12 protein-coding genes are annotated in these 15,730 nt (G+C 66.6%); 6 read left to right on the forward strand and 6 right to left on the reverse strand.

From position 1 onward, the window contains the following. The first annotated feature begins 123 nt into the window (after positions 1–123). Positions 124–2,106 carry a potassium transporter Kup gene (locus tag E8M01_RS02815; protein ID WP_136958716.1) on the forward strand — a complete coding sequence of 661 codons (1,983 nt, stop codon included), beginning with the start codon at positions 124–126 and terminating at the stop codon, positions 2,104–2,106. Between the two features lie 298 nt (positions 2,107–2,404). Here the strand turns inward: E8M01_RS02815 and metH are convergent, their stop codons facing one another. From metH to E8M01_RS02830, 3 genes are read right to left on the reverse strand one after another with little or no spacing between them, the layout of a single operon-like run. Beyond that, a complete protein-coding gene (metH, locus tag E8M01_RS02820) occupies positions 2,405–6,166 on the reverse strand; it encodes a methionine synthase (protein WP_136958717.1) in 3,762 nt (1,253 codons plus the stop codon). Between the two features lie 52 nt (positions 6,167–6,218). After that, positions 6,219–7,133, reverse strand: coding sequence for a methylenetetrahydrofolate reductase [NAD(P)H] (gene metF, locus E8M01_RS02825; RefSeq protein WP_136958718.1), 915 nt, complete (start codon positions 7,131–7,133; stop codon positions 6,219–6,221). Further along, positions 7,133–8,176: an ArsR/SmtB family transcription factor gene (locus tag E8M01_RS02830; protein WP_425467698.1), complete on the reverse strand. Its 1,044-nt coding sequence runs from the start codon at positions 8,174–8,176 to the stop codon at positions 7,133–7,135. The genes metF and E8M01_RS02830 overlap by 1 nt, the downstream gene beginning before the upstream one ends. A 143-nt stretch (positions 8,177–8,319) precedes the next feature. On the opposite strand from E8M01_RS02830, the gene E8M01_RS02835 reads away from it, so the two are divergent. The 3 genes from E8M01_RS02835 to E8M01_RS02845 all read left to right on the forward strand — a co-directional run bounded on the left by E8M01_RS02835 (position 8,320) and on the right by E8M01_RS02845 (position 11,012). Then, positions 8,320–9,552, forward strand: coding sequence for a PA0069 family radical SAM protein (locus E8M01_RS02835; RefSeq protein WP_246088577.1), 1,233 nt, complete (start codon positions 8,320–8,322; stop codon positions 9,550–9,552). 267 nt (positions 9,553–9,819) lie between these two features. Next, positions 9,820–10,437: a ribonuclease HII gene (locus E8M01_RS02840; protein WP_136958719.1), complete on the forward strand. Its 618-nt coding sequence runs from the start codon at positions 9,820–9,822 to the stop codon at positions 10,435–10,437. After that, positions 10,434–11,012, forward strand: coding sequence for a dihydrofolate reductase family protein (locus E8M01_RS02845; protein ID WP_136958720.1), 579 nt, complete (start codon positions 10,434–10,436; stop codon positions 11,010–11,012). The genes E8M01_RS02840 and E8M01_RS02845 overlap by 4 nt, the downstream gene beginning before the upstream one ends. Here the strand turns inward: E8M01_RS02845 and E8M01_RS02850 are convergent. Together E8M01_RS02850 and E8M01_RS02855 are read right to left on the reverse strand one after the other, a co-directional pair. Then, on the reverse strand, positions 10,990–11,823 hold the full coding sequence (locus tag E8M01_RS02850; RefSeq protein WP_136958721.1) for a uracil-DNA glycosylase: 834 nt from the start codon (positions 11,821–11,823) through the stop codon (positions 10,990–10,992). The two genes, E8M01_RS02845 and E8M01_RS02850, sit on opposite strands and share 23 nt — an antisense overlap. Before the next feature lie 102 nt (positions 11,824–11,925). Then, entirely contained in the window at positions 11,926–12,558 is a 633-nt protein-coding gene (locus tag E8M01_RS02855) for a transglutaminase-like cysteine peptidase (protein ID WP_246088578.1), read from the reverse strand. Between the two features lie 274 nt (positions 12,559–12,832). Between E8M01_RS02855 and E8M01_RS02860 the strand changes: the two genes are divergently transcribed. Together E8M01_RS02860 and E8M01_RS02865 are read left to right on the forward strand one after the other, a co-directional pair. After that, a complete protein-coding gene (locus E8M01_RS02860; RefSeq protein ID WP_246088579.1) occupies positions 12,833–14,524 on the forward strand; it encodes an electron transfer flavoprotein-ubiquinone oxidoreductase in 1,692 nt (563 codons plus the stop codon). Positions 14,525–14,587: 63 nt separating this feature from the next. Then, positions 14,588–15,268 (forward strand): NAD(P)H-binding protein, encoded by a 681-nt coding sequence (locus E8M01_RS02865; protein WP_136958723.1) that lies wholly within the window; start codon positions 14,588–14,590, stop codon positions 15,266–15,268. Here E8M01_RS02865 and E8M01_RS02870 read toward each other — a convergent pair. Next, positions 15,265–15,648: a hypothetical protein gene (locus E8M01_RS02870; RefSeq protein WP_136958724.1), complete on the reverse strand. Its 384-nt coding sequence runs from the start codon at positions 15,646–15,648 to the stop codon at positions 15,265–15,267. The genes E8M01_RS02865 and E8M01_RS02870 overlap by 4 nt on opposite strands. Positions 15,649–15,730: the final 82 nt, after the last annotated feature.

Consider the following 15,730-nt stretch of genomic DNA (forward strand, 5'->3'; position numbering starts at 1 on the left):
GAGGCAGCGCGACGACCAGCCGACTGATCGGCGAAGTGATGAACCACGAGGGCCTCGATCGGCGCTTGAAGCCTGTGTCATACGGGGCCGGATGAACCATCCGACCGTCTCAAGGTCTTATTCATGGCAAACGAAACGGCGGCAGCCGGCAGCACGGTTCCGGCGGAAGTCGGCGACCCCGCGAAGACGCCCGACGCGATCGGCGGCGGTCAGACCGAAACGACAGGCCACGTGCCGCAGGCGAGCTTCGCTGCGCTGTTCGTTGGCTCGATCGGCGTCGTCTATGGCGACATCGGCACCAGTCCGCTTTATGCGTTCCGCGAAGCGCTCGGCGGCGCGCTGGGCCATCCGACCCAACCGCTGGCCGCGATCCCGCGTGAAACGGTGTTGGGCGTGCTATCGCTCATCCTGTGGGCGCTGATCATCCTGGTGACCATCAAATATGTGCTGATCCTGCTGCGCGCCGACAATGAAGGCGAAGGCGGCACATTGACCCTGATGGCGCTGGCCCAGAAGGCGCTCGGCCGCGGCCGCACCTCCATCGTGGTGATGGGCGTGATCGGCGCGGCGCTGTTTTATGGCGATGCCGCGATCACCCCGGCCATCTCGGTGCTCTCGGCGCTCGAAGGCCTGAAGCTCGTCACCCCGGTCTTCAATCCCTATATCCTGCCGATCACCACCGTCGTCATCGTGCTGTTCTTTGCGGTGCAGAGCCATGGCACCGCCCATGTCGCCCGCTTCTTCGGGCCGATCATGATGACCTGGTTCATCTGTATCGGGCTCGCCGGCCTCATTCACATCCGCGACGATTTCGGCGTGTTCTGGGCCTTCAATCCGGTCCATGGGGTGCATTTCCTGCTGACCCACGGCACGCTCGGCCTGGTGGCGCTCGGCGCGGTGTTCCTGGCGGTCTCCGGCTGCGAGGCGTTGTTCGCCGATCTCGGCCATTTCGGCCGCCGGCCGATCCAGAACGCCTGGCTCGGCGTGGTGTTTCCGTCGCTGACGCTGAACTATCTCGGCCAGGGCGCCATGGTGCTCGCCGATCCCTCCACCGTGCAGAACCCGTTCTTCCTGCTGGTGCCGAGCTGGGGCTTGTTGCCCATGGTCATCCTGGCGACCATGGCCACCATCATCGCCAGCCAGGCGGTGCTGACCGGCGCCTTCTCGCTGTCGCGCCAGGCGATCCAGCTCGGCCTGCTGCCGCGCCTGAAGGTGATGTACACGTCCGAGGAACATGCCGGGCAGATCTACCTGCCGTTCATCAACTGGATGCTGCTGGTCGCGGTCCTGCTGCTGGTCCTGTCGTTCAAGTCCTCGTCGCACCTGGCCTCCGCCTATGGCATCGCGGTCAGCGGCACCATGGTGGTCACCTCGATCATGGCTTTCGTGGTCATCCGCCATGTCTGGAAATGGAGCCTCTTGGCCACCGCCGGCGTGATCGTGCCGTTCCTGGTCATCGAATGGGTGTTCCTCAGCGCCAACCTGTTGAAGCTGCTCGAGGGCGGCTGGGTGCCGCTCCTGTTCGGCGGCTCCATCATGTTCCTGATGCTGACCTGGCGCCTGGGCACCCGGATCCTCGCCGACAAGACCCGGCGCATCGAGGTGCCGCTCGCCGACCTGATGAAGAGCTTCGAGAAGCGCCCCCCCCACCGGGTGCCGGGCACCGCGGTGTTCCTGACCTCCGAGCACGCCTATGCGCCGGCCTCGCTCTTGCACAACCTCAAGCACAACAAGGTGCTGCACGAAAACAACGTGTTCCTGGCGGTGAAGAGCGTCGGCCTGCCGCGCGTGCCGGATGCCCAGCGCATCTCCTACGAGAAGCTCAATGACAGCTTCTCCAAGCTGGTGATCAAGTTCGGCTACATGGAAACCCCGCATGTGCCGAAGGCGCTGATCGCCTGCAAGAAGGTCGGCATCAAGTTCGACATGATGTCGACCTCGTTCTTCCTGTCGAGGCGGCACCTGAAGGCCTCGGGCAAGCTCGGCATGCCGCTCTGGCAGGACTATGTGTTCATTGGCATGGCGGTCAACGCCAACTCGGCGACCGACTATTTCCACCTGCCCACCGGCCGGGTGGTCGAGGTCGGCACCCAGGTGACGATCTGAGGCGATAGGGTAGCGAGTGGTCATTGGCCGCGGCCCTGTCGCACGCAACCCTCGCCCGCTTGCGGGAGAGGGTGCCCCGGCAAAAGCGAGCTTTCGCCTGAGCGGAGCCGGCGGGTGAGGGTTTGACGAGCCCCCGCCCATCAATTCGGCCCGGAATGCGCACCCAGCAATTGACGCAACCACCCTCACCCGGCCGCTCCGCGGCCACCCTCTCCCACGAAGACGTGGGCGAGGGTTCGCGCGGCGCTCTTCACCGGGCTGCGCACCCCATTCGCTATTCGCTATTCGCTATTCGCCACTACTCCGCCGCTTGGCTCATCGAGCGCATCAGGCCCGGATCGTAATTGAGCACCGGCGCCAGCCAGCGCTCGGCCTCTTCCACCGTCCAGCCCTTGCGCGCGGCATAGTCGACGACCTGGTCGTGCTCGACCCGGCCGACGCCGAAATATTCGCTGTCGGGATGCGATACATAGAGGCCCGACACCGACGAGCCCGGCCACATGGCGCGGCTCTCGGTCAGTTGCACGCCGATCGCCTTTTCCGCGTCGAGCAGGCGGAACAGGGTGTCCTTCTCGGTATGGTCGGGCTGGGCCGGATAACCCGGCGCCGGGCGGATGCCGCGATATTGCTCGAGGATCAGCTCCTCGTTCGACAGGCGCTCGTCCGGCACATAGCCCCAGAGCTCCTTGCGGACGATCTGGTGCATGCGCTCGGCCAGCGCCTCGGCCAGCCGGTCGGCCAGCGCCTTGGCGAGGATCGAGCTGTAATCGTCCTTGGCCGCCTCGAATTTTTTCGAGATCGCATCCTCGCCAATGCCGGCGGTGACGACGAAGCCGCCGATCCAGTCGGGCTTGCTGCCCTTCGGCGCGAAATAATCGGATAGAGCGATATGGGCGCGGTCGCGGCCCTCGCGGCGGGCGATCTGCTGGCGCAGCGTGTGGAAGGTCGCGTGCGACACCGTGCGGCTCTCGTCGGTGAACACGGCGATGTCGTCGCCAACCGCATTGGCCGGCCAGAAGCCGACCACGGCACGCGCGGTCAGCCATTTCTCGCCGACGATGCGCTGGAGCATGACCTGGGCGTCCTTGAACAGGCCGCGCGCCGCCTCGCCCTGCTTCTCGTCGTCGAGGATCGCGGGATAACGGCCCTTCAGCTCCCAGGTCTGGAAGAACGGCGTCCAGTCGATCGCCGCCACCAGGTCGGCGAGATCATAGTCGTCGAACACCCTGACACCGGTGAAGCTCGGCTTCGGCGGCTGGTAGCCCTCCCAGTCGAGCTTCAGGCTGTTGGCGCGCGCGTCCTTCAACGGCAGGCGCTGCTTGGTCTGCTCGCCGCGCAGATGCGCGTCGGCGATCTTGGCGTATTCGGCCCTGATATCGGCGACAAATTTCGGCTTGTTCTCGGTCGACAGGAGCGTCGAGGCGACGCCGACCGCACGCGAGGCATCCGCGACATAGACCGCCTGGCCGCGGGCATAGTTCGGGTGGATCTTCACCGCGGTGTGGACGCGCGAGGTCGTCGCGCCGCCGATCAGCAGCGGCACGTCATAACCCTGGCGCTCCATCTCGGCCGCCACGTGGCACATCTCGTCGAGCGAGGGCGTGATCAGGCCGGACAGGCCGATAATGTCGACCTCATGCTTTTTCGCTTCATCCAGGATGCGCTGCGCCGAGACCATCACGCCGAGATCGATGACCTCGTAATTGTTGCACTGGAGCACGACGCCGACGATGTTCTTGCCGATGTCGTGGACATCGCCCTTGACGGTTGCCATCAGGATCTTGCCGGCGGCCGGCTTGTCGACCAGGCCGAGGTCGCGCTTCTCCTGCTCCAGGAAGGGCTGGAGATAGGCCACCGACTGCTTCATCACGCGGGCCGACTTGACCACCTGCGGCAGGAACATCTTGCCGGCGCCGAACAGGTCGCCGACATGGTTCATGCCGTCCATCAGCGGGCCTTCGATGACGTGCAGCGGCCGGGCCGCCTGCTGGCGCGCCTCTTCGGTGTCCTGTTCGATGAACTCGGTGATGCCGTTGACCAGCGCGTGGGTCAGCCGCTCGCCGACCGGCTTGTCGCGCCAGGCGAGGTCGACCACCCGCGCCTCCTTGCCGTGGCCGCGGAACTTCTCGGCGATGCCGAGCATGCGCTCGGTCGCGTCCTTGCTGCGGTTGAGGACGACATCCTCGCAGGCGTCGCGCAGCTCGGCGTCGAGGTTCTCATAGACCTGCATCTGGCCGGCATTGACGATGCCCATGTCCATGCCGCGCTTGATCGCGTGGTAGAGGAACACCGAGTGCATGGCCTCGCGCACCGGCTCGTTGCCGCGGAACGAGAAGGACAGGTTGGACACGCCGCCCGAGATATGGGCATGCGGCAGGTTCTTGCGGATCCACTCGGTGGCTTCGATGAAATCGTTGCCGTAATTGTCGTGCTCCTCGATGCCGGTGGCGATCGCGAAGACATTGGGATCGAAGATGATGTCTTCCGGCGGGAAGCCGACCTCGTCGACCAGGATGTCGTAGGCGCGTTTGCAGATCTCGGTCTTGCGCTTGAACGTATCGGCCTGGCCCTGCTCGTCGAAGGCCATGACCACCACCGCCGCGCCGTAGCGCAGCACGGTCCTGGCATCCGCGATGAATTTCTCGCGGCCTTCCTTGAGCGAGATCGAATTGACGATGCCCTTGCCCTGCAGCCGCTTCAGGCCCTGCTCGATCACCGCGAACTTGGAGGAATCGACCATGACCGGCACCTTGGCGATGTCGGGTTCGGAGGCGATCAGATTGAGGAAGTCGATCATCGCCTTCTCGGAATCGAGCAGGCCTTCGTCCATGTTGACGTCGATGATCTGGGCGCCGCTCTGCACCTGGTCGAGGGCGACCGCCAGTGCCGCGTTGTAGTCGCCCGCGGTGATCAGCTTGCGGAACCGGGCCGAGCCGGTGACGTTGGTGCGCTCGCCGATATTGACGAAGGGGATTTCCGGGGTCAGCACGAAGGGCTCGAGGCCGGAGAGCCGGAGCCGCGGCTCGATGACCGGCACGGCGCGGGTCTTGACGCCCTGCACCGCCTTGGCGATCGCCGCGATATGGTCGGGTGTCGAGCCGCAGCAGCCGCCGACGATATTGACGAAACCCGAGGTGGCGAACTCACCGACCAGATCGGCCATCGCCTCCGGGCTCTCGTCATAGAGGCCGAATTCATTGGGCAGGCCGGCATTGGGATAGGCGCAAACCAGCGTATCCGCGACCTTCGACAGGGCATGGATATGGGCGCGCATCTCCTTGGCGCCGAGCGCGCAGTTCAGCCCGATCGAGAACGGCCTGGCATGGCGCAGCGAATACCAGAAGGCATCCGTGGTCTGGCCCGACAGCGTGCGCCCGGAGAGATCGGTAATGGTGCCGGAGATCATCACCGGCAGCTTGATGCCCTTCTCCTCGAACACCTCGTCGACCGCCACCAGCGCCGCCTTGGCGTTCAGCGTGTCGAAGATGGTCTCGATCAGGATGGCGTCGGCGCCGCCGTCGATCAGGCCGCGGGTCTGCTCGGCATAGGCGTCGCGCAGGCCGTCGAAGGTGACCGCCCGGAAACCCGGATTGTTGACGTCGGGCGAGATCGAGGCGGTGCGGTTGGTCGGCCCGAGCGCGCCGGCGACGAAACGGCGCCGGCCGTCGCGGCTCTCGGCGGTCCTGGCCGCCGCCTTGGCCAGCCTGGCGCCCTCGTAGTTCAGCTCATAGGCCAGGTGCTCCATGCCGTAATCGGCCTGGGCGATCGAGGTCGACGAGAAGGTATTGGTCTCGACGATGTCGGAACCGGCCTCGAAATATTCCAGGTGGATGGCTTCCACCACATCCGGCTTGGTCAGGATCAGAAGGTCGTTATTGCCCTTCAGGTCGTGGTTCCAATGGGCGAAACGTTCGCCGCGGAAATCCGCCTCGTCGAACTTGTAGCGCTGGATCATCGTGCCCATGGCGCCGTCGAGCACCAGGATGCGTTCGGCGGCCGCCTTGGTCAGGGCGGCCAGCACGTCGGGTCCGTTGGCATGGCGCGGCGGAAACTGGGTCATATCGGGCACTCGAAGGCTGGAAGCACTGGAAGCACGGAGGACGACGGGAAGCTCAGGCGGCGGCGCGCGCCGCCTCGTCCTCGGGCCGCAGCCCCAGGAGGTGGCAGACCGCATAGACCAGATCGGCGCGATTCATCGTGTAGAAATGGAATTCGGTGACGCCGCGGTCGACCAGGTCGAGCACCTGCTCGGCGGCCACCGCCGCGGCGATCAGCTTGCGCGTCGCGACATCGTTCTCCAGCCCCTCGAAGCGGCGGGCGAGCCAGTCCGGCACGCTGGCGCCGGTGCGTGCGGCAAAACCGGCGGTCTGCTTGAAGTTCTGCACCGGCACGATGCCCGGCACGATCGGGATGGCGATGCCGGCGGCGCGCGCCCGGTCGAGATAACGCAGATAGACCTCGTTATCGAAGAAGAACTGGGTGATCGCCCGGGTCGCGCCGGCGTCGACCTTGCGCTTCAGCATCTCGATATCGGTGTCGATCGAGGCGCTTTCCGGGTGCTTCTCGGGATAGGCCGAGACCGAGATCTCGAAATCGCCAATGGCGCGGATGCCGGCGACCAGTTCGGGCGAGCCCTCATAGCCGCCGGGATGGGACGCGTAAGCCGTGCCGAGGCCGCCGGCCGGGTCGCCGCGCAAGGCCACGATATGGCGCACGCCCGCGTCCCAATAGTCGCGGATCACCTCGTCCACCTGATCCTTGGTGGCGGCGACGCAGGTCAGGTGCGCCGCCGGCTTCAGCGCGGTCTCCTTGATGATGCGCTGAACCGTCGAATGGGTGCGCTCGCGGGTCGAGCCGCCGGCGCCATAGGTCACCGACACGAAGGACGGAGCGAGCGGCGCGAGCCGCTCGATCGATTCCCACAAGGTCGCCTCCATCTCGTCGTTCTTCGGCGGGAAGAACTCGAAGGAGACCTTGAGCCTGGAGCGCGAGACGTAACGGCTGGGCCTGTAGGAGGAGGTGGACATCAAACAACCTCGACGGCTGGTACGCCCGGCAAGGCCGGGGCATCGGTCACAAGACGCGGGTCGCGGGCGACCCAGATGGAAACGGTCAACTGGTCGTCGCCGGCACGATCCGGCGCGAGGTTGCGGAACGCTGTCGGTTCGAGGCCGGCGGCGCCCATCCAGCCCTCGATCACGTCGCGGGCGAAACCGAGACGGCGATGCGCCTGGGCCTCGCGCAGGAATTCGACCTCATGCGGCGCGAAATCGACGATCACCAGCCGGCCGCCCGGGCGGAGCACGCGGGCCGCCTCGCGCACGGCGCGCGCACCGTCGTCGAGGAAATGCAGCACCTGGTGGATGATGACGGCGTCATAGCCATCACGCGGCAGCGCCAGGGCATAGATGTCGCCGGCCCGGACCGAACAATGGCGGATGCCGGCGCGGTCGAGGGCCGCGCGCGCCAGCGTCAGCATTTCCGGATTGGCGTCGATGCCGAGGCCCCGGTCGATCTCGGGCGCGAACAGTTCCAGCATGCGCCCGGTGCCGGTGCCGAGGTCGAGGAGCGCCCTGACCGGCCGGCCGGCGAGCGCTTCCTTCACCGCGCGCTCGACGCGCTCCTCGGCGACATGCAGGGCCCGCAGCTTGTCCCATTCGGCGGCGTGGCGGCGGAAGAAGGCCTGGGCCTCGTCGGAGCGCTTGGCCCGCACCTCGGCCAGCCGCTCGCGATCGCTGGCCAGGATCGCGTCGGCCGGATCGACCAGCGCCACCAGGGCCTGGACGGCGCGCGCGCCGGCGCCCTCGCCGCTCGCCCGGAAAAATGCCCAGGAACCTTCCTTGACCCGCTCGACCAGACCGGCCTCGAGCAGCAATTTCAGGTGGCGCGAGATGCGCGGCTGGGATTGGCCGAGAATATCCACCATATCGGTGACCGTCAGCTCGGCCTCCGCCGCCAGCGCCAGGAGGCGCAGGCGCGTCGGCTCGCCGACCGCCCGGAGCACGGCCACGGCGTCGTCGAACGGGTGGGCTTTGATAAGGGTGCTCGGCAGCTTGATCACAGTTGTCACTCACATATAAAGATATCTTTATGCCCTTATCGCCGGACTGACAAGAGCCTTCTGTGGACCGGCCGGCCGTGGCAGGACAATGTTCCTATTTGATCCCTTTTTGTTCTTGTTTTGGCCGCCGACGAATGCTACCTCTCGCGGTCATGGGACGCATATCTGGACGCACCTCGGCGAGCAGCGCGGCACGGATCGACGCCAGCATCGCGGACAAGCTGAATGCCGGCGGCATGGAGGCGGCCGCGGCGAACCTGTTCGGCCTGCGCACGGCGCGCGCGCTCGACCTCGCCTCCGGACCGGCCATCGGCGAGGACCGCCGGCGCGGCCGCGGCACCCTGACCAACGCCACCGGGCGTTACGAAAAACAGGCGCGCGAGGCCTATGACGACGGCTGGGGCACGCTCGACGAACTGCCCGAACTCGCCACCACCGTGCAGGAGGAGAAGGCGCGCCGGATCATCACCCGCAACGACAGCCCGGACCTCTCCTTCGACCGCTCGATCAATCCTTATCGCGGCTGCGAGCACGGCTGCACCTATTGTTTCGCCCGGCCGACCCACGCCTATATGGGCCTGTCGCCGGGCCTCGACTTCGAGACCCGGCTGTTCGTCAAGCCGAATGCGCCGGAGCTTCTGGAAAAGGAACTGGCCGATCCCGCCTACCAGCCGCGCACCATCGCGATGGGCACCAATACCGATCCTTACCAGCCGATCGAGAAGCGCTGGATGCTGACCCGGCGCATCCTGGAGGTGCTGGAGCGCACCAATCATCCGGTCGGCATCGTCACCAAGAGCCATCTGGTGACCCGCGACATCGACATCCTCGCCCGCATGGCCGCCAAGGGGCTGGCCAAGGTGGCGCTGTCGGTGACCACGCTCGACCGCAAGCTCGCCCGCTCGATGGAACCGCGCGCCGCGACCCCGGCGAAACGGCTGGAGGCGATCCGGCTCTTGTCGGAGGCCGGCATCCCGACCGCCGTGCTGGTGGCGCCGATCATCCCGGCGGTCAACGACGCCGAGATCGAGCGCATCCTGGACGCCTGTTACCACATGGGCGCGCGCGAGGCCGGTTATGTGCTGCTGCGCCTGCCGCTGGAGATCCGCGACCTGTTCCGCGAATGGTTGGTGGCCAACCGGCCGGATGCCGCCCGCCATGTGCTCTCGCTGATCCGCGACGTCAGAGACGGCAAGGACTATGACCCGACCTTCCATGTCCGGCAGAAGGGCGTCGGCCCGTTTGCCTGGATGATCGGCCGGCGCTTCGAAGTGGCAGCCCAGCGGCTCGGTTTCGGCAAGCGGCGCATGCGGCTCGCAACCGAATTGTTCACACCTCCCGAGCGAAAAGGACCCGCCGCCGCCAAGCAGCTCAGCCTGTTCTGACACGCCGGACGGCAGCCGCCGGCAGCCCGCCCGACACTGCGCGAGGCATCGCCAGCCGCAAACCTTGAATCGACCTGTGAAGCCGTTGAATCACATTCTCGCGGACAGAACAGCCCGAATCATTTTCTGAATTGCCCGGCTCAACGGCTTGATCGGACGCGGTTTCGGCCGCAAAGCTGAATCATCAAGGCAAGCGGCGGAACCGGCCGTTCCCGGCCGCCGGCCAGTTCATCCAGCATTTCAACCCGCCCCAATTTCGAGCTCCGCATGGCCATCCAGATTCCGTCCTTTTCGATCGAGAGACGTGCCATCGCGCAAGGCTTCGTGCCGGTGGCGGGCGTCGACGAAGCCGGCCGCGGGCCGCTCGCCGGCCCGGTCGTGGCGGCCGCCGTCATTCTCGATCCGGATGCTATTCCGGAGGGCCTCGCCGATTCCAAGCAGCTCGACGAGGCCGCCCGCGAAGCGCTCTACGCGGCCGTCATGGCGACCGCCCGGGCGGTCGCCATCGCCTCGGCCTCGCCCGCCCGGATCGACCGCACCGACATCCGCAAGGCGACCCTGCACGCCATGACTGAGGCGGTCTTGAGGCTTGGCGTCGCCGCCCGTCACGTGCTGGTCGACGGCCGCGACCTGCCGGCCCTGCCGCTCGGCACATCGGGCGAAGCGATCGTCGACGGTGACGCCCTGGTGGTCTCGATCGCCGCCGCCTCGATCATCGCCAAGGTTCACCGGGACCGGCTGATGCGCCATGTTGGCGCAACCCATCCCGACTATCGCTTCGAACAGCACAAGGGCTACGGCACGCGGATCCACCGCGAAGCCATCGCCCTGCACGGCCCGACGGCCCATCACCGCATGACCTTTGGGATCCTGAAGTTACGATGACCAGGCTGGCCGCCCCGCCCGTTCCGCAGATCGTCGGTTCGATGGCGGTCAGCCTCGACGGCTTCATCGCCGCCGGTGACGGCGAGGTCGACTGGCTTCAGCCGCTCCAGGCCGTCGACCCCGGCCATGCCCGTTTCGTCGCCGGCGTCGGCACCCTGGTCATGGGCCGCGCGACCTATGACCGGTGCCTGGCCCGTCCCGGCGGCCTGCCCTACCCGCGCCACGAGGTGATCGTCGTCAGCGCCGCGCCGCCGGCCGACCCGCCCGCCCGCGTGACGCCGTGGAACCGCGACGTACCGGCCCTGGTCCGGCACTTGCGGCAGGCCGCGGCGTCCCGGCCGGCCTGGGTCGTCGGCGGCCCCCGGCTGCAGAACGCCTTCATCGCGGCCGGCGCGATCGACCAGCTCGACCTGTTCGTCATTCCCATGCTGGCCGGCAACGGCATTTCGCTCGGCCAGGGGCTGGCCGCCAGGACCCAGCTCGACCTGGTCAGCTCCAAGGTGCTCGGCGCCGGCATCGTCCGGCTGCGCTACCGGCCGGCCGAAGCCGGTCCTACAGCCCCAGCACCGCCTTGATGGTCAAAAGGTCGCGCCAGGCCTGCCGCTTGGCGATCGGGCTGCGCAGCAGATAGGCCGGGTGCAGCGTGGCGATCACCTGGATCTGGCGATCGCCCAGGCTGAACGGCTGCAACCGGCCGCGCGCCTTCATGATGCCCTTCAGCCCCATCAGCGTCTCGGTCGCCGGGCCGCCGACACAAACCAGCAGGTCGGGCGCCTTCAATTCGATCTGGCGGCGGATGAACGGCTCGCAAATGGCGATTTCCTGTGGCGTCGGCGTCCGGTTGCCCGGCGGCCGCCAGGGAATGACATTGGCAATATAGGCGTTGGTCCTGCGGTCGAGCCCGATGGCCGCCAGCATCCGGTCCAGCAACTGGCCGGAGCGGCCGACAAACGGCTTGCCGGCCAGATCCTCTTCGCGCCCCGGTGCTTCGCCGACAAACATCACCCGCGCGTCGCGGGCACCGTCCTCGAACACCGTGCGCGACGCCGTCGTCTTCAGCGCGCAGCCGTCGAATGATTCGAGAATCTGCTTGAGCGTATCGAGGTCGGCGGCCGAGCGCGCCGCTTCGCGCGCGGCGTAGACGGCGGCTTCCGGCGCCGGCGGCGATCCGACCGCGCTGACCGGCACCGGCCGGGGTGCCGTCCTGCCCGGTTCCTCGCGTGGCGCGCCACGCGGCGCCGCGGCGGCGGCCTGGCGCGCGGCAAGCTCGGCTTCGCCCTCGGCGAAACGGTCGATCGCCGTCTCGCTCAGCGCGAGGTCGACACCGGCATCGCGGTAGAAGACGAGCAGCGCCTCGATGGCGTCCGGGGTGAGTTGCTGAACCATGGCGCCATCATAAGCGAAAGGCCGGGACGCTGCGACTCGTCCCGGCCCCCGTCCTCAACCCCCTGCGACCGGGGGAGAAACTCATTGATCCAACGCTTCAGCTCAGCGGCGCGGCATGGCGACCTGCACCGGGCTCGAGCCGCCGCCGTTCAGCGACACCCACTGGTTGGCATCGGTCTGCGCCTGGCGCTTGATGAAGCGGTAGCCGGTCTCGTGCCAGAGCTTCACCTCGTTGGTGAAGTTGTCGAGCACATAGTCGCCGCGGTCGGTCACCACGGTGAGGATGGCGTGGCCGTCGCCGTTGAGATCGCGCACCACCGTGATCAGCAGCGCCTCGCGCGGCACGCCGAGCGCGATCAGCCGGCGCTTCTTTTCCAGCACCAGATCTTCGCAGTCGCCCTTGCCGTCGACCGGATAGGTCCAGAATTCCTCGACCCCGAAATGCTCGAGATCGCCGACCTGCTCGATCTCGCGGTTGATCTGGAGATTGACCCGGACCAGTTGCGAGAAGGCGGCCGAGGTCAGCGTCAGGCTGCGGGCCTGGGCCGAGCGCTGGCGGCAGTCGGCCGGATTATCGGTGCAGAACTGCACCCAGCCGATCGGCGCCGATGTCGCGGCGCCGCTGGCCAGCGAGGCGGTGCGGCGAACCGGCTGCGACTGTGTCTGAGACTGAGCCTGGGCTTCGGAGAAGCCGGACAGACCAACCGTGAAGGCGGAAAACGCAAGCAAAAACAAACAGGACGCAACGCGACGCATGGGTAAAAAACCCCCGAAACCCAACGATGACTGCCCTGCGACCCACGGCCATTAATCCATTGTTCACCATTTTGCTCAAGCCCGATGTTAAGACATCGTTAACGGGTGTTACCAAATCGTTAACGGATCGGGGCCCACGCCGGCGGCTCATCCGCCACCCGGCCGCGTTGTCATCGGCACGGGGCCGTGCTTTAGAAACCTGCGAAAGTCGAACATGCGCGTCGAACGCGCAGGGATGTCGGAAGGGACACCGATGGCCGCTGAAGCAACTGCCGATCCGATCGAACTGCCCGCCCGCGAGGCGATGGATTACGACGTCGTCATCGTCGGCGCCGGCCCCGCGGGCCTTGCCGCGGCGATCCGGCTGAAGCAGGTCAATCCGGATCTGACGGTCGTGGTGGTCGAGAAGGGGTCCGAGGTCGGCGCCCATATCCTGTCAGGCGCGGTGATCGATCCCGTTGGCCTCGACAAGCTGCTGCCGGACTGGCGCAACGACCCGGACCGGCCGCTGAAACTTCAGGTGAGCGACGACCGGTTCTATTTCCTCGGCCATTCCGGCGCGCTCAGGCTGCCCAATTTCGGCATGCCCAAGCTGATGAACAACCACGGCAATTTCATCGGCTCGCTGGGCAATGTGGCGAAATGGCTGGCGGCCAAGGCCGAAGCCCTCGGCGTCGAGATCTATCCGGGCTTCGCCGCGGCCGAAGTGCTCTACGGCGCCCAGGGCGAAGTGCTCGGCATCGCCACCGGCGACATGGGCATCGACAGGCACGGCGCGATCACCGACCGCTTCACCCGCGGCATGGAGCTGCGCGGCAAATATACCCTCTTCGCCGAAGGCGCCCGCGGCAGCCTGAGCAAGCAGCTGATCGCCCGCTTCAAGCTGGACGAGGGCAAGGAACCGCCGAAATTCGGCATCGGCCTGAAAGAGGTCTGGCAGGTCAAGCCGGAGAATCACAAACCGGGCCTCGTCCAGCACTCCTTCGGCTGGCCGCTCGACATGAAGACCGGCGGCGGCTCGTTCCTCTATCACGCCGACGAAGGCCAGGTTTATGTCGGCTTCGTCATCCACCTGAACTACCAGAACCCGACGCTGTCGCCGTTCGACGAGTTCCAGCGGTTCAAGCAGCATCCGCTGATCAAGGCGACGCTCGAAGGCGGCAAGCGGCTGAGCTACGGCGCCCGTGCGATCACCGAGGGCGGCTACCAGTCGGTGCCGAAACTGACCTTCCCGGGCGGCGCGCTGATCGGCTGCGCCGCGGGTTTCGTCAACCTGCCGCGCATCAAGGGGTCGCACAACGCGATCCTGTCCGGCATGCTGGCCGCCGAACATGTCGCCGACGCCATTGCCGACGCCCGCACCAATGACGAGCCACGCGCCTATGAACTGGCCTGGCGCGGCAGCGCCATTGGCCAGGATCTCTACAAGGTGCGCAACGTCAAGCCGCTCTGGTCGAAATTCGGCACCGTCTTCGGCGTCATGCTCGGCGGCATCGACATGTGGACCAACGAGCTGTTCAAGTTCTCGCTGTTCGGCACGCTGAAACACGGCAAGCCGGATTATGCCACGCTGAAGCCGATCGCCGAGGTGACGCCGATCGTCTATCCCAAGCCCGACGGCGTCATTTCCTTCGACAAGCTGTCCAGCGTGTTCATCTCGAACACCAACCACGAAGAAGACCAGCCGGTCCACCTGACGCTGAAGGACCCGAGCGTCCCGATCGCCAAGAACCTGCCCATGTATGGCGAACCGGCCAGGCTCTATTGCCCGGCGGGGGTCTACGAGGTGGTCTATGCCGATGCCGCGGCCAAGACCGATCCGCAATTCGTCATCAACGCGCAGAATTGCGTGCACTGCAAAACCTGCGACATCAAGGACCCCGCCCAGAACATCAACTGGGTGACGCCCGAAGGCGGCGGCGGTCCGAACTATCCCAGCATGTGAGACCCAAGGGCGCCGCGAGGCGCCCTTTTTCTGGTTCGATGGGCATGTGAGGCCAGTCCACCGATGAACGTCCTGATTTTCGGCGCGACCGGCATGATCGGCCAGGGCTGCCTGCGCGAATGCCTCGCCGATCCCGGCATCTTACGCGTGCTGGCCATCGGCCGGGGACCTGCCGGCGTCACCCACGCCAAACTCACCGGCCTCGTCCACAAGGATCTGTGGGACTATTCCACTCTCGAAGCCGAACTCACCGGCATCGACGCCTGCTTCTTCTGCCTCGGCCCCACGTCGCTCGGCATGGACGAGGCGAGCTATACCCACATCACCCATGATATCACGCTCGCCGCCGCCGAAACGCTGGCGAGGCTCAATCCCGACATGACCTTCGTTTATGTCTCGGCGACCGGCGCCGACAGCTCCGAACAGGGCAGCCGGATGTGGGCGCGCGTCAAGGGCCGGACCGAGAAGGACTTGTTCAAACTGCCGTTCAAGGCATTCGCCGTTCGCCCGGCATTCGTCCAGCCGCTCGACGGCATCCGCTCGCGCACGCCGGCCTACCAGGTGCTCTACACCGTGCTGGCGCCGCTCGCGCCGCTGCTCCGGCGGCTGTTCCCGGCCTATGTCACCACCACGCAGGAGATCGGCCGCGCAATGATCGCGCTGGCGAGGCACGGCTCATCGAAGCGCATCCTCGAAAACCGCGATTTTGCGGCGGCTGCGGCCGGTTCGGCGCCCGCAAGCTAACGCGAAACCCGGTGCAGCACCGCCTGGTGGCCGTTCTGGCAGCGGGTGCGCACGCGATCGCGGGTCTCCAGCGTCACCGTGCAATTGGTCGCCGGCGTGGTCCGGCCGTCGGCGCAGCGGCCCTGGAACTGCATGCGCGCGGAGGCTCCCTGCGCCTGGCCGCGGCCTTGCGTGCCGCAGCGGTCCTGGCCGGGCGTGGTGAACAGCTCGCGCGCCTCCACCCGGTTGCCGCGAATGCGCATCTCGACGCCGGCCGGACCGCCGGGCTGGGCGCCCCATTGGCCCGAGAAATCAGCCGCCCGAGGCGCGCCGCCACCTTGCTGGGCGAGCACCGAGGCCGAGGACAAGGCAAGGGCAAGGCAGGCGATTCGAATGATCATGGCGACAACCTTGCGCGGCCTTGCGGCGAATCCGTGATGCGCCCGAACCTATCGGGTCACCACGCGAAGATCGACCGCAACG

Source organism: Phreatobacter stygius (genome assembly GCF_005144885.1).
GTDB classification, from domain to species: Bacteria; Pseudomonadota; Alphaproteobacteria; order Rhizobiales; family Phreatobacteraceae; genus Phreatobacter; species Phreatobacter stygius.

What these genes read in the sequence shown, in the direction of transcription:
- E8M01_RS02815 (WP_136958716.1), top strand. Translation starts at nt 124, where the DNA reads ATGGCAAACGAAACGGCGGCAGCCGGCAGCACGGTTCCGGCGGAAGTC.
- metH (WP_136958717.1), bottom strand. Translation starts at nt 6,166, where the DNA reads ATGACCCAGTTTCCGCCGCGCCATGCCAACGGACCCGACGTGCTGGCC.
- metF (WP_136958718.1), bottom strand. Translation starts at nt 7,133, where the DNA reads ATGTCCACCTCCTCCTACAGGCCCAGCCGTTACGTCTCGCGCTCCAGG.
- E8M01_RS02835 (WP_246088577.1), top strand. Translation starts at nt 8,320, where the DNA reads ATGGGACGCATATCTGGACGCACCTCGGCGAGCAGCGCGGCACGGATC.
- E8M01_RS02840 (WP_136958719.1), top strand. Translation starts at nt 9,820, where the DNA reads ATGGCCATCCAGATTCCGTCCTTTTCGATCGAGAGACGTGCCATCGCG.
- E8M01_RS02845 (WP_136958720.1), top strand. Translation starts at nt 10,434, where the DNA reads ATGACCAGGCTGGCCGCCCCGCCCGTTCCGCAGATCGTCGGTTCGATG.
- E8M01_RS02850 (WP_136958721.1), bottom strand. Translation starts at nt 11,823, where the DNA reads ATGGTTCAGCAACTCACCCCGGACGCCATCGAGGCGCTGCTCGTCTTC.
- E8M01_RS02860 (WP_246088579.1), top strand. Translation starts at nt 12,833, where the DNA reads ATGGCCGCTGAAGCAACTGCCGATCCGATCGAACTGCCCGCCCGCGAG.
- E8M01_RS02865 (WP_136958723.1), top strand. Translation starts at nt 14,588, where the DNA reads ATGAACGTCCTGATTTTCGGCGCGACCGGCATGATCGGCCAGGGCTGC.
- E8M01_RS02870 (WP_136958724.1), bottom strand. Translation starts at nt 15,648, where the DNA reads ATGATCATTCGAATCGCCTGCCTTGCCCTTGCCTTGTCCTCGGCCTCG.